We start from the raw sequence: 14193 nt of genomic DNA, 5'->3' as shown, positions 1-14193 counted from the left end.
GATTTCCGGATTTCCCGAGAAACTCGATATCGATTCGTACAATGAGCAAGAACGTAGTGGTTATCGGCACCCAATGGGGTGACGAAGGCAAAGGCAAAATCGTCGACTGGCTGGCCGAGTCCGTCCAGGGCGTGGTGCGCTTTCAGGGCGGTCACAACGCCGGCCATACGCTGTGGATCAATGGTCAGAAAACCATTCTGCGATTGATCCCGTCGGGCATCATGCATCCTGGGGTGACGTGCTTCATCGGCAACGGCGTTGTGCTGTCGCCCGAGGCGCTGCTCAAGGAAATCGAAGAGCTCGAAGCCGCCGGCCTGGATGTACGCTCGCGCCTGCAGATTTCTGAAATCTGCCCGCTGATTCTGCCGTATCACATCGCCATTGATCAGGCCCGCGAGGCCCGCAAAGGCGACAGCAAAATCGGCACTACGGGCCGCGGTATCGGCCCGGCATACGAAGACAAGATCGCGCGCCGCGCCCTTCGTGTACAAGACCTGTTTAATCCCGCGCTGTTCGACGAAAAGCTTGCCGAGGTGCTGGACTATCACAACTTCGTGCTGACCCAGTATCTGGGCGCGCAGCCGGTCTCGGCTGAGCAAGTGCGCGATCAGGCGATGGCGCTGGCTCCCGCTATCGCCCCCATGGTCAAAGACGTGTCCAGCAATCTGTATGCCATGCAACAAGCCGGTCAGCGCCTGTTGTTCGAGGGTGCGCAGGGTGCGCTGCTTGACGTCGATCACGGTACCTACCCGTTTGTCACCAGCAGCAACTGCCTGGCTGGTGCGGCGTCGGCGGGCGCGGGCGTGGGTCCGCAGTCGCTGGACTACGTGTTGGGCATTACCAAGGCCTACACCACGCGCGTGGGCTCGGGTCCGTTTCCCACGGAGCTGGTAGACGAGATCGGTGTGCGTTTGGCCACCATTGGCAAGGAATTCGGTTCCGTGACGGGGCGTGCGCGTCGTTGCGGCTGGTTCGATGGTGCCGCGCTCAAGCGTTCGGTGCGCCTCAACGGTATCAGCGGCTTGTGCATCACCAAGCTCGACGTGCTCGACGGCTTGGAAAATATCCAGTTGGGCGTGGGTTACCGCGTCAATGGCGAGTTCCGTGATGTGCTGCCTTATGGCGCACATGCCGTGGCTCAGGCCGAAGCCGTGCTCGAAGAGCTGCCCGGCTGGAGCGAGTCGACGGTGGGTATCACCGAATACGACAAGCTTCCGGTTCAGGCGCGTCGCTATCTCGAGCGTGTCGCCGAGGTTTGTGGCGTGCCGATCGACCTCGTTTCGACGGGCCCGGACCGCAACGAAACCATTGTGCTGCGTCACCCGCTCAAAGGCTGATACACACTCGACCCATGGCGGTCGCCAGCGATGGTGTGCCGCCGCGATTCGAGTTTCAGAGGAATCGCCAGTCGGGTTATGATTCCAAGCCGCCGTCGGCTATGTCGACGGCGGCCTTTTGCATTCTAGGAGAACTTGGCCATGAGCACGCCCGTCAATGATGATAGTCATGTGTGGGTGAGTTGGGAAAACTACAACCGTTTGATCGAACGCCTGACGCTGCAGGTGTATCAGTCCGGCTGGAAGTTCGACCTGATTCTATGTTTGGCGCGCGGCGGCGTGCGCGTGGGTGACGTCATGTCGCGTATTTTCGATGCGCCGCTGGGTATTTTGGCCACCAGCAGCTATCGCGAGGCGGCTGGTACCAAACAAGGCGACCTGGATATCGCCAAATTCATTACGATCACGCGCGGCGCGCCGGCCGGTCGGGTATTGCTGGTCGACGATATGGTTGACACGGGTCTGACATTCAACCGGGTGCGCGAGCACTTGCAGCAACAGTTCCCAGAGATCAGCGAATTACGCAGCGCGGTATTGTGGTGGAAGGGCCACTCCAAGGCCACGCCAGACTATTTTGTGGAAAAACTGCCCACGAATCCCTGGATTCACCAGCCGTTCGAGGATTACGATAGTCTTCGTCCGCATCAGCTCGAAGCGTGGATTCGCAAAGGCTCGTCGACCGTCGCCTAGCGCAGGCGGGCAGCGCGATGCTGCCGGTTTCATACGTCTTGTCGTTTTACAGATGTGAAATTTTTCGATTACCGTGTTAGAATCTCCGGTTATCGCTGAACCCTATAAGGGGCGCCAGGGTGCATAGGCGTGGATGGGCGTGATTTACTGACGTTTTTTTGCTTGGCCGCTTGCTGTATTTGGGGCGCCAGGCTCAAAAATCGAGCCTGAAATAGGGCAAAGATCTGTCAATAAACTATGCCGGGCTTGCAGTTAGCGCACCCTGTATTTTCAACTTTTTGTTATCCCAAGCAGGTTTGCCACTTTATGCCTATTGTTCGACTGAAGGAAAACGAGCCGTTCGAAGCCGCCCTGCGCCGCTTCAAGCGCACGATTGAGAAGACCGGTTTGCTCACCGAGCTGCGTTCGCGCGAGTTCTACGAGAAGCCCACCGCTGAGCGCAAGCGCAAGCACGCCGCCGCGGTCAAGCGCCACTACAAGCGGATTCGTAGCCAGCAACTGCCTCCTCGCATGTATTGATTTTTGATTCCCGAATTTATTGATTCCAGAATCATTCATTCAAGATTTACTCGCCCGGGTCGACGTTGCAGATGTCGTCGGGCGATATGTGCAGTTGCGAAAGGGTGGGGCCAATTTACTTGGCCTGTGCCCGTTTCATAACGAAAAAAGCCCGTCGTTTACCGTCAGCCCGACCAAGCAGTTCTATCACTGTTTCGGTTGCGGCGCGCATGGTACCGCCATCACTTTCCTGATGGAGCATACGGGCAGCAGTTTCCCCGAGGCCGTGCGCACGCTCGCCGGCTCAGTCGGAATGACCGTCCCCGAAGAAGACCGCAGCCCGCGCCAGCAGGCTGAATCCGCGCGTCGAAAGGCCGAGACGTCTCGCCATACGCAGGTGCTGGACGCCGCGCAAGCGCATTATTTGCGCCAGTTGCGCGCGTCTTCCGCCGCTATTCAGTATCTGAAGCAGCGTGGCTTGACGGGAGAGGTCGCGGCGCATTTTGGTCTGGGGTGGTCAGGTACCGACCGCCACGGTTTGTCCAAGGTTTTCAGTCATTACGACGATCCCACGCTAGTCGAAGCTGGCTTGGTGATCGAGTCCGAAGACGGCCGTCGTTACGATCGTTTTCGCGAGCGCGTGATGTTCCCTATCCGAAACGCACGCGGCAGTCTGGTGGGTTTTGGCGGCCGCATCATCGGCAAAGGTGAGCCCAAATACCTGAACTCACCGGAAACGCCGGTGTTTTCAAAGGGCCAGGAGCTTTACGGCCTCTGGGAGGCCCGGCAGGCCATTCGCAAGGAAGGGCAGGTGATCGTCGTCGAGGGCTACATGGACGTGGTGGGCCTGGCACAGCAGGGCATTGCCCACGCTGTCGCCACGCTGGGTACTGCCACCACGCCCGACCACGTCAAAAAATTGCTGCGCGCCAGCGACAAGGTCGTGTTCAGCTTCGATGGTGACGCTGCCGGCCGCCGCGCGGCTTGGCGCGCCTTGCAGGCATGCTTGCCCGTGCTGCGCGATGATATTGCGATTCGTTTTTTGTTTCTGCCCGCCGAGCACGATCCGGACTCCTACGTACGCGAATTGGGGCCCGAGGCGTTCAGGGACTCTTTGGCTGACGCCATGGCGTTGTCGCGGTTCTTGCTCGAGGAGCTCGCCTCACGGCACAATCTGGCCGAGGCCGAGGGTCGCGCCAGTTGTTTGCACGAGGCCAAGCCCTTGTTGGCGGCTATCCCCGAGTGCGCGCTGCGGTTGCAGATCGAGCGCGAAATGGCGCGTCAGGTGCAATTGACGCCCGAGGAAATGGCTCAGGTGTTGGCGCAGGCGCCGGCCCGTCCATTTGCCCAGCCTGCCCCCGGAAAGCCCGCGACGGGGGGCACTGTGCCGCCGCATGCCGCGGCATCCTCCGGCACGGCGGCGTCCGGGGTGGATCGGGTCGATGATTACGGCCATTCCGATGGTCCCCCTCCGGATTTTGACTATCAACCGGCGGATTTCAGCTACGAAAGCGAGCCTGTATCCGGGATGGGTTTTGACGATTCCGCACAGGGTCGGGGTTGGAGCGGCCAGCCTGGCGCCCAAGAAAACTGGCAAAGTGGCCGAAAAAGCAATTGGAAAGACGGCCAGAAGGGTAATTGGCAGGGCGGCAAAGGCGGCAGCGGCCAGTGGCGTGGTAAACGCAACGACGGTATCGGTGGCTACGAAGGGCGGCGCACGATGCCCTCGCTGGCCAAGCGCTTGCTGACGCTATTGCTCGCGCATCCCGAATTAGTCGACACTATGGGCGATCAGCAGCTTGAAGTTCTGGACAAGGGCCCCCATCTAGGGTTAGTCAGGGATTTGATCATGTTGGCCCAAGCTAGCGGCGCACGCCATGTTGGCGCGTTGTTGCAGGCTGCCGATCCGGATTCCGATCTGGCGACTGTTCTAAAAAGTCTGCGGGCAGATCTGCTGGCACAGGAGGATCTGCCCGAGCCTCAGACCGAATGGGACGACGCGCTACGCAGGATCGAGTTCGAGGCCGTCCGAGCGGAAATGTCCGGGCTGGCGGCGGCCGGGCTGAGTACGGACGAAGCCCGTCAGCGTTACCAGGAACTGTCCGCGCATTTGCTGGTTCTCAAGAATAGCGGGAAACACTAAGTACGGTACAATTAAAGGTTTTCCAGCGGTATAGCACTACGGATCGCAATTTTCACTATGTGGGTCAAAGATCAACATGTGTCAATGAGATGACCTATGTGGCCGCTGAAGTTGTTACAATTAGGTGGTAAGTACGCAGGTCCGGCCAGGGTTTTGGCCAGCGGCGTCGTAGGGTGGGGCTGTATCTATCGCAAGCAGCTTGGGGGCAAGACCCCTTCAGACTGGCAGAGCCTGTCGCAGGCAAGACAGCCCATCCCGACGCCCGGAAACCCGGCCGGAACGAATTCGCGATACGCGGCGCCCCTGGGCCGTCAGGCTAGAGGGGGCAACAGTGGGATCCATGCGGATCCGCGCTACAGACAATGTAGCGCACGTGATTTCAGCGTGCTTGCCTGTTTTACCCGCATCGACCGGATCGCGGCGCGTTTGCGCGTGCGGCCGGTTTATGCGGTGCAATGACCCCAATCACGGGTTGCGACGACCACGGAAGCGACTATGACCAGAACATCAGGCAAAACCTCCCCTGCAAATGACGAGGCCGGTACGCTCGTCAAGACGGCCACGCGTGCTGTCAGCAAGGCGGCGGAAAAAGCGCCTGCCAAAGCGGCAGTGAAGGTCTCTAAAACAGCAACAAAAACCGCTACGGCAACAAAAACTGCTGCGGCGACAAAGACCGCTGCCAAAAAAGCAGCGAAACCGGCAGCCTCTGCGGCAAAGGCTGTCAAGACAACGCGTGCCAAAAAAGCCGAAGACAAACTCGCTGACCTGGTCGGCGGGGGGGCTCGGCCATCCAGCGGTCGCCGTCCTGGGCGTCCCGCCAAAAACGCGAATAACGATTCCGATGGTTTCGACGATTCGATGGACGGCGACGCCGAGGTCCTGCCTGATCTGAAGCCGCCCAAGCGCGGTGGCAAGCGCGGCAAGGGCGATGCCAAGGATCTGATCGCTCGCGGCCCCGTTTCGCCCGAGGAATACGAAGCCCGCCGCAATCGACTCAAACAGTTGATCAAGCTGGGTAAGGATCGCGGCTACCTGACCTACGGCGAAATCAACGATCATCTGCCCGATGATTTGGTTGATGCCGAAGCCATCGACGGCATCATCAGCACGTTTAGCGACATGGGTATCGCGGTCTATGACCAGGCGCCCGATGCCGAAACGCTGCTCATGAGCGAAAACGCGCCGGTGGCGTCCAACGACGATGACGTCGAAGACGAAGCCGAAGCCGCGTTGACCACGGTGGATTCCGACTTTGGTCGTACGACTGACCCGGTGCGTATGTACATGCGCGAAATGGGTACGGTCGAGTTGTTGACGCGCGAAGGCGAAATCGAAATCGCCAAGCGCATCGAAGACGGCCTGAAGCACATGGTGATGGCGATCTCGGCGTGCCCGACTACCATCACGGAAATTCTCAGCCATATCACGCGAGTGCGCGAAGGCCAGGCCCAGATCGACGAAGTTGTCGACGGTCTGGTTGATCCCGAAGACGGTGCCGAGTACGCGGGCGCCGGCGTGACGGCTGACGAAGACGAAAGCGACGACGGCCCCGCCGGCGGCATGTCGAGCAAGCAGCTCGAAGATCTGCGCGTCAAGGCGTTGGCCAAGTTCGACGAGGTCAGCAAGCAGTTCGACAAGATGCGTGTGTCGTACGAACAGAATGGCTACAAGTCCGACGTGTACGTTGCGGCCCAAGAGGCCATCCTGGTCGAAATGATGGGTATCCGTTTTACCGCCAAAATGGTGGAAAAACTGGCCGATACGCTGCGTGCGCAAGTCGAAGAGGTTCGCCAAGTCGAGCGCGCCGTACTGCACACCTGCGTGGATCGGGCAGGTATGCCGCGCAGTCACTTCATCAAGACCTTCCCAGGTCACGAAACCGACCTCGATTGGGTGTTGGCCGAAGTCGCGGCAGGTCATCCGTATTCCCTGACGCTCGAACGTCAGGTGCCGGCAGTCCAAGAACTGCAGCAAAAGCTCATCGACCTGCAAACGCGCGTCGTCCTGCCGCTCAAGGACCTGAAAGACGTCAACAAGCGCATGGCCACCGGCGAAGCCAAGGCTCGCAAGGCCAAGCGCGAAATGACTGAGGCCAACCTGCGCCTGGTGATCTCGATCGCCAAGAAATACACCAACCGTGGCTTGCAATTCCTGGATCTGATCCAGGAAGGCAACATCGGCTTGATGAAGGCCGTGGACAAGTTCGAATACCGTCGTGGCTACAAGTTCTCGACGTATGCCACGTGGTGGATTCGTCAGGCCATCACGCGCTCTATCGCCGACCAGGCACGTACCATCCGTATCCCGGTTCACATGATCGAAACGATCAACAAGATGAACCGGATCAGCCGTCAGATCTTGCAGGAAACCGGTGGCGAGCCGGATCCCGCGACGCTGGCGCAAAAGATGGACATGCCGGAAGACAAGATCCGCAAGATCCTCAAGATCGCCAAAGAACCGATCTCGATGGAAACGCCGATCGGTGACGATGATGACTCCCATTTGGGTGACTTCATCGAAGACACGGCGACGTTGGCACCGTCGGACGCCGCATTGCATGGATCCATGCGCGATGTGGTCAAAGAAGTGTTAGACTCCTTGACCCCACGCGAAGCCAAGGTTTTGCGGATGCGTTTCGGTATCGAAATGAGCACCGACCAAACCCTGGAAGAAGTGGGCAAGCAATTCGACGTCACGCGTGAGCGCATACGCCAAATAGAGGCTAAAGCGCTGCGCAAGCTGCGCCACCCTAGCCGGGCAGACAAGCTCAAGAGCTTCCTGGAAGGGCAATAAGCAGTCAGTTTTAAACGGCCCTCTAGCTCATGCCTGGTTAGAGCAGCGGACTCATAATCCGTTGGTGCTGTGTTCGACTCACAGGGGGGCCACCAAAAATCCCTGAGAAATCAGGAATTTAGCGCCGCCAGCAATGGCGGCGTTTTCTTTTCCGCCGCATGGTTGCCAGTCTGTTGCCAGAATTCTGATCGTTGCCAGTTCGCAACGCTCCAGCGAGTGCAGAGGAGGTTAGACCGCATGGCCACGTACCCGATCCCCGAGTATTTCTCCGAAATCCGCCTCGATGATGAGTGGGCGATCGCAGCGGTCCTGCATGATCAAGCAGTCGCGCTGCTTTACCTGTCGGACGTGGCCCCGGAGATCTCCGAGTATCTGGATACCCCATCGTGGGAATTCGCGGTCAGGCGGTGGGCACAGAAAGCAACGCCCGACTTCCAGCAGATCCAAGCACTCGGAGACGTGGTCGCCGGGATCGTTACGGGCGAGGGATTCGAGGAGCGCTGGCGGCTGGGGGATTGGCAACCTGGCGACCAGTTGCCAGAGGGCGCTTGACCGCAATCTGTCGGCCACGCTTTCGTTAGTCGCGCTCGCCGTCGTTTGGCCCACAGTTCTTAACGATCGCATCCATTTTCGCGTGGAAATTCGCTAGCTGCTGACCATTTCGCCGGATCAGGCCCGCATAGTTGTTTACGGATTTCCGTAATTCATTCAGGAATTCGTGCGCGTTAATGGTTCGATTGTCGTGATCAAGCAGCGGGCCGAGCCGTCGAATCCGCCAACCGTTTCGCGCTTCGCCTTGATGCAGGATGGCGCAGCGGATATCAGCGTAGAACCAGTCGTTCCCGTTAAACGCCGAGAGATCTTCGGCGAGGTCCTTGTTTGCAAAGAACCGGAGAAACATGTCACGGGATGAACCCTTAGTGTCCGCCATACCCTCGTAGAAAGCCTGTAGCGTCTCGATGAGAAGGCAGGAAATCGCCATCATGGTGAACCCGTGAACGGCTCCGTCTGATAGTGCATTGACGCCAGCGGGGATTAAATAGCGCTCGTTGAATCGGCATTTTACGAACTCGGCCAGGGCGTCCTTATCGTCAGCGTCGCGCGCATTCTGATAGTTGGCCACGGTAAAGCCGCTTGCTAGTTCTATTCTCTCTGGCATTCTGAGCCCCGTTTCTGAGTCAAGCGCAGTCTAGCGTAGACGGCCAGGCCAGATGCAGAAATTCCCGGTAATTCAGAATTTCACATTATGAAATGTGGAGAAAAGTTCGCGCGTGAGGAGTGGTGCGGATTCCGCTTTTTGATGGATTCGACATTCTAGGCCCCCCCCGGCGCTACCCGACGCCCATACCGTCATGGGTCGCGAGCGGCCCGTATCGCAGCGTTGCGACACGCCAGCGAGCACCAACGATTCACATAGCCGCGCTTACGTGCGGTGCCAGACAGCCGGCGATGTGCAGCCGTACCGCACTGTTCGCAAATGAAATCATTGCTCGTACGCGTGACTTGGGCGAGGTATGTCTCATGATCCAACGGATGCTTGCGGCGATGGTGCGCAAGGCGCAGGCAAGGGGCGGAGCAGAACAGACGCCGGGGATGTTTGACCACGCCGCCACACTGAACGCATGGGTCACGGTGCGCAAGGCGCGGCCGACACGTTGAACAGTACAACCGTGGTCGGCCTCCTCGTGGTGTCGGGGCTGCGAGCGTTCGTCCACAGTCCCGACACGAGCGTTGATCAGTAGATCCCGTAGACATCGATAGCGCGGTCCATAGCCGCTCTCAGATCATCCGCCGTCAGAGAAGCGTGTTTGACGATGAGTATCCCTAAATCATTCAGGAGATCATCGCTCACAGCAACGGGCTCCGACGGTTCGTGGGACCCGGTTAACCCGCTTCGAAACGCGTTAACGATGCGTTGGAAATTTGGACTCATGATTATTTCTCCGGTCTTGTGATGTGATCCTCAAGCAGAGCGATTCGCTCGCTCTGAGCTTTCAGAACGGGCAGTAGCTCTTTCAGGACGGCTATCGAAAACGCCGAAGCGGCGGCCACATGAAGGCGGGCGTCCGTAGACTCGCCCATGATTCGCGATGCGTTGTCGTGGAGTCGCTCAGCCGCGCCCGGTGGTAGGACGTCGATTGGCTTAGCCATAACTCGCCCCTTGAATGACGACCACGGCACCAGGACGTGCGCGCCAGTTCGCGTACATCTCCGCGATCAGACCGACGCTATTCGTTTGGTACAACGATACAAGCGTGCTGGCGCCCGTAGTTGGGTCCGATTCCATTTCGATAGCGGCCTCAGTGGATACGCGGAGTTGGGCGCCATCGAGACCGGCGTACTCTATGGAATCCTGGTCAAGAAGCGTGATCGACGAACCGTTGCTATCAAGCGGTACGGCCGACGATGTGACCACAGGGATGCCAACGAGCGTACCGCCAAGAGCGTTCACGGTTTCAAATGCACCGCCACGCAGGTTAAGCGATGCCGCAACCGTGGGGTGCATGATCCATGCTGCCGATTCGAGGCGTCCATTGAACGCGGCGAGCGCGGCGCGAATGTCGACGGCAGGGTCGGTAGTGCCGGGAATGGCGGTCGCACCATAGGTAATCGAGGCGGGTTCTTCGTCGACCACGCCTGCGTTGGCCTGATCGATAAACGAGGAGTCCAGCCGTTCGACGGCAGCGGCTTGCAAGTCGCGCGTGATGAGATCGTCGCCATTCCCGGCGCGGGCTAGCTCTTCCGTAATCACGGTGAGCGCGATAACTTTGCGAGCCGCTATGCTGCCGGCGTCCGTGAAGCGCCCGGCGCTCATGGGCTTGTTGCGGCGCTCCGGAACCCAGTAGGCCCGGACGCCATCGGTCTGGTAAACCAGTCGAATATTGACGGGCACGCGGCGCAGAAGGGGCAGGCGGCCGATGATCGTAGCTGGCCTCACTGCGAGCATAAAGTCGCCGCCGACACTGCCTTGCAGGCTGGGTGTGTTGCCCTGCGTAAGCATGTCGACGGCGGCCTTGATTTGGGGGCCGTCCAGCCAGCGCTTCTCATCTATGAATGCGCTGGCCCCGATGGGATTGCCACTCGTAGCCGCTAGGGCTTTCAAGAATCGTGCGGCGGTCCGGCCTGCGGCGCGTGTGGTGGTGGTGGTAGTCATGGTGTCAGTTCCGAATAAAGGTAAGAGAGCCTCCATGGTGACTTTCACCGCGAGCTAAGCGCGATATGGTGACGAGATCGAGTGATTGCGTTAGGTCCCGTTGGGAGCGGATGACCACACGCCAACAGCGCGTCGTATGCTTGACGGGCCGCGTCGGGACATACGGCGTTACCTCGGAGAATGCGCAACGCTCTACGGTCGTTCCCAACGGCAGTAGCAAACGCTACGAGGAGTCGGTCCGAGCGCGCGCGTCGTACGTGGTCATGCATCGATCTGCATCCAGGCGGAGGGACGAGCCCTAATGCCGCATCGAGCGGTACGCCACGTTCGAAGTGAGCAAACAGAGCAGAGCCCGCCCATTGCTGAATTGCCGGCGAGGCACGACCGGCCATAAGACTGCCCGCGTTGCGTTGAATCTCGGTGACGCGTTCGGGCCAGGGCAGATCGTTCACTCTGCCCACGAGCGTGCCAAAAGCATTACGGATCGGTGGGCGTTTATCAGACATAGCGCCACCGTTTTGTTTCTTGAGCGCGAGTCTCGATCCAGTGTGGGCAGATGCAGCACAAGACGTGCGGCGAATCCGAAACGGCTCTTTCAATCGAAACGCCGGCCATCAATAGAGCAACGATCATTGCTCCGTTGCAGATGCGTGAGTTTTGATGCCGTTGTGCTATATGCGTGAGAAGCTGTATTCCGATCCGGGACGTTTCGATAATTTCGACGCCATCCAGAAATTTTAAGGCGGCCGTGATTTCACGGTTTCGTTCAACGAATAATTTAAATCGTTCACGATCGTGATCATCGTCGCTCGTTTCAGAAGTTCTAAAACCGCTCGCTGAAATTTCCGGGAAACGAACAAAAACATCGGCAAGACTCAGCATGATTTTTCCCCGAAATTTTGAATAGCCAATAGAGGCGCTCTAAGCGTCTCGTTAGCCTGAGATAAGCCAGCGCACGGACCGAGCGATTGATACGCACCGTGGGCGTGTGATGCGGTCGGAGTGGCATCGACGCTACCCGCGCTACGTACGCATCGATTCTCCGTTGCGTCCATCTCGAATAAATGACGCCCATCATGACGCCAAATTTCGGGGTTGCCCCTTGGAAACCCGCATGAATGCTTGCTCTCAGCGTTGTGTGCACCTATGACGCCACCTAAGCGAAAGACTACTAACACTCCTGGAGGCCGTGGTTGTTCACACTGCTGCTGTCTACCGTTGCTCCTCTCCTCTACCCCCCTATATCTATATATATCTCTATATAAATAGGTGTCATAGGTATACATAGGTAGTAGAGAACCAGTATCCATGCGGGTTTCCAGGCATGACGCCTGCTTGATAACGTGGATGACGGCGTCATACGGTGTCATGGTTGAATACCCGCGACGGCGAAGGGCGAGGCAACAGGCGGGGCTAAACGCAAACGCACCGTGGCTGATCGTTTCAACGGACTACCCAGCCTCTCAAGAACAATCCCCGCCTTCGTGGTGTCGCTCCTGTTCGGTCTGTCTACTCCCACATCAGCCAATATTTGGGTAACGCTGCGCCACGTCCATTGCGTTTTAGGTGCATCCCAACGTAAGCGCGTCGTTAATTGATCCTCGATCGGGTCAATAACTGAATGGTCCTCGTTCGACGTATCAAGGGCCGCTCTTTCATCTGGCAGTAAGTACGCTGGTTGACCCTCGCGCCACAGATGGAGCACTTCCGCCCATACCTGCTGCATGTCGAATCCGTGATCAGCATTTACGTTAGACGTGGCGATAACCCAAAATTTCCTATTCCCCGTATCGTCGACCAAGAATTCATGCTTGTTGCACGTTGCGACGAATGCCGTTCGGCGTGCGAATTTCGATTCGGCGCGCTCATAGGGCAAGCGCACCACGTCGGCGGGGTTAGTGATGAATGCCTTAAGCTGGGCCACGTCCGATTTTCTGAGCGTTGCATCGAGTTCGCCTAACTCCGTAACCCACGTTCTTACAGACGCAGTAATTGAGTCCCTATCGTCTGGCTTCAAAATCGCGCCGATTCGGATAACGCCGAGTTCGTTCGGTGCAAGACTATCCACCCAGCGAGATTTACCGAGCCCTTGCGCGCCGGATAAAACTAATATCCCTTGCGTTGCGAATCCATCAGGACTAGCCGCAGCGGCTACGGCGGTCAGCATCCAACGCAACATAAGCACGTCGCGAAGTCGCCGCCCATCCGGCAACGCCGAATCGTTAGCGGGAGTTATCGTTTCGAAGAACCGAGGCAGGCGAGATTCACCATCCCAAGGCTTTGACTCAATCCACGTCAGTACCGGGTTATAGGGGTTTTGATTGGCGAAGTACGTGATGTAGTCGGGCATTACGTCGCGGGGCAGGCCGAAATGCGCGCATAAAGATGAGAGCCAAGCTAGTCTTGCCACGTCGCTTTTGTCGGAGTGATAGGCATGGCCGGGAATTAGAATCTCTACACGCTTGCCGATCACGTCGTAGCGGCAAATCACACCAGCGCGCTGGAATACCTCGGCGTAGTTTTCTTTTACGGCTTTAGGCTTCCCCGATAGCGTCGTATGCGGCAACGGATCGCGCGTCGAAATCTCCCGACCGCTATCGGTATCGAGAACGACAGACGCCCCATTCGCAGTCAGTCCGGCAACCGGTTTATCGAGGCACACATCTTTATTCAGCGCGCACGCTTCGATAATCGTCGCTGGTAGGTAATCGCTTCGATTGTCCCACTTCTCACGTACAAGTTTCGACTGACGCATGAGACGTTCGATACGTTCGGCGTTACGCCCAGTCCAGAACGCCAGATGTGACGCAAGCGCGAGGTCAGCCGACGACCGATCGTACGGATCCCATGCGTTCTGCGGGGGGTACGACGTGGCTAGTACGTCGACGTTATCGGACCATAGATCATTGAACGTCGCGCGGTTGCCGAATACTGCGCCGGCCGACTTCGAATGGCAGGCACGTCGAATCAGATCGTCGTCATCCACGGGGCCGCGCCATTCGTCGCAAGGTTCGGTCGTCCAGTCGGGGGAATTATGGCGCGCGCGGGGCTTGAAATAGTAATCGACGAGCCATGACGCGAGCGCGGGGGATATCTCGGCGTTGCAGTCGCCCGAGGCATTCGTGCCCGTCAGCGCCACGAATCGACCCGTGTCGTAGAGTTCGATCCCGAGTTCCGTATTCTTGCAAGCGTGGTCGTCGGGTAACTTGCCGCGCCCGATGATGTGTAGACCCGTACCGGACGTCGATACCTCGATCGCACATCCGGCCAGCGCTTGGCATAACGTCGTGGCGAGCGGCGACCACGTGTTATCGGGTTGCAGGCATTTATCAATATCGAGAAACCAAAACGGGTCGTTTTCTCCAAAAACAAACCCGACACCACATCCGAGACGCGCCGCATGCGTCGAGGCATCCTCGAACGTCATATGTACAGCGGGGTCATGGGCGCTGTGGATCTTGCCGGTCGAATCCGTGACGGCTTTAATCGGTTTGCCACGTTTATTAGTAGCGTGGCGCCATAGAACAAACGTAGCGTACTGGGCCATCCCGGCCAGGGCGGGGGGTAGTTGCTGCATG

General features: G+C 58.3%; 11 protein-coding genes and 1 tRNA gene. 7 read left to right on the top strand and 5 right to left on the bottom strand.

Features of this window, described 5'->3' with window-relative positions:
- The first annotated feature begins 41 nt into the window (after positions 1 to 41).
- The 7 genes from ACNAZS_RS03500 (at position 42) to ACNAZS_RS03470 (ending at position 8013) form a co-directional block, all read left to right on the top strand.
- On the top strand, positions 42 to 1337 hold the full coding sequence (locus ACNAZS_RS03500; RefSeq protein WP_415786182.1) for an adenylosuccinate synthase: 1296 nt from the start codon (positions 42 to 44) through the stop codon (positions 1335 to 1337).
- A gap of 141 nt (positions 1338 to 1478) precedes the next feature.
- Positions 1479 to 2027, top strand: coding sequence for a phosphoribosyltransferase (locus ACNAZS_RS03495; RefSeq protein WP_415786180.1), 549 nt, complete (start codon positions 1479 to 1481; stop codon positions 2025 to 2027).
- 306 nt (positions 2028 to 2333) lie between these two features.
- The gene (rpsU, locus tag ACNAZS_RS03490) at positions 2334 to 2546 is read left to right on the top strand and encodes a 30S ribosomal protein S21 (RefSeq protein ID WP_012417992.1); all 213 of its coding nucleotides are present in this window, start codon (positions 2334 to 2336) and stop codon (positions 2544 to 2546) included.
- Positions 2547 to 2565: 19 nt separating this feature from the next.
- Positions 2566 to 4668: a DNA primase gene (dnaG, locus tag ACNAZS_RS03485; protein ID WP_415786177.1), complete on the top strand. Its 2103-nt coding sequence runs from the start codon at positions 2566 to 2568 to the stop codon at positions 4666 to 4668.
- 495 nt (positions 4669 to 5163) lie between these two features.
- Positions 5164 to 7461, top strand: coding sequence for an RNA polymerase sigma factor RpoD (gene rpoD, locus ACNAZS_RS03480; RefSeq protein ID WP_415786175.1), 2298 nt, complete (start codon positions 5164 to 5166; stop codon positions 7459 to 7461).
- Between the two features lie 16 nt (positions 7462 to 7477).
- Positions 7478 to 7556: transfer RNA gene (locus ACNAZS_RS03475), tRNA-Ile, on the top strand.
- A 142-nt stretch (positions 7557 to 7698) separates the two neighbouring features.
- The gene (locus ACNAZS_RS03470; protein WP_415786173.1) at positions 7699 to 8013 is read left to right on the top strand and encodes a hypothetical protein; all 315 of its coding nucleotides are present in this window, start codon (positions 7699 to 7701) and stop codon (positions 8011 to 8013) included.
- Between the two features lie 25 nt (positions 8014 to 8038).
- On the opposite strand, the gene ACNAZS_RS03465 is transcribed toward ACNAZS_RS03470, so the two are convergent.
- The 5 genes from ACNAZS_RS03465 to ACNAZS_RS03445 all read right to left on the bottom strand — a co-directional run bounded on the left by ACNAZS_RS03465 (position 8039) and on the right by ACNAZS_RS03445 (position 14192).
- Positions 8039 to 8620 (bottom strand): hypothetical protein, encoded by a 582-nt coding sequence (locus ACNAZS_RS03465; protein ID WP_415786171.1) that lies wholly within the window; start codon positions 8618 to 8620, stop codon positions 8039 to 8041.
- 576 nt (positions 8621 to 9196) lie between these two features.
- Positions 9197 to 9394 (bottom strand): hypothetical protein, encoded by a 198-nt coding sequence (locus tag ACNAZS_RS03460; protein WP_415786169.1) that lies wholly within the window; start codon positions 9392 to 9394, stop codon positions 9197 to 9199.
- A 210-nt stretch (positions 9395 to 9604) separates the two neighbouring features.
- Positions 9605 to 10615, bottom strand: coding sequence for a phage major capsid protein (locus ACNAZS_RS03455; RefSeq protein ID WP_415786167.1), 1011 nt, complete (start codon positions 10613 to 10615; stop codon positions 9605 to 9607).
- Positions 10616 to 11113: 498 nt separating this feature from the next.
- Positions 11114 to 11497: a hypothetical protein gene (locus ACNAZS_RS03450; protein WP_415786165.1), complete on the bottom strand. Its 384-nt coding sequence runs from the start codon at positions 11495 to 11497 to the stop codon at positions 11114 to 11116.
- 484 nt (positions 11498 to 11981) lie between these two features.
- Positions 11982 to 14192 (bottom strand): phage NrS-1 polymerase family protein, encoded by a 2211-nt coding sequence (locus ACNAZS_RS03445; RefSeq protein ID WP_415786163.1) that lies wholly within the window; start codon positions 14190 to 14192, stop codon positions 11982 to 11984.
- Position 14193 lies beyond the last annotated feature (1 nt).

Source organism: Bordetella tumulicola (assembly GCF_965138755.1).
Classification (GTDB): Bacteria; Pseudomonadota; Gammaproteobacteria; order Burkholderiales; family Burkholderiaceae_B; genus Bordetella_A; species Bordetella_A tumulicola.
This window is presented reverse-complemented; position numbering and strand designations above follow the sequence as displayed.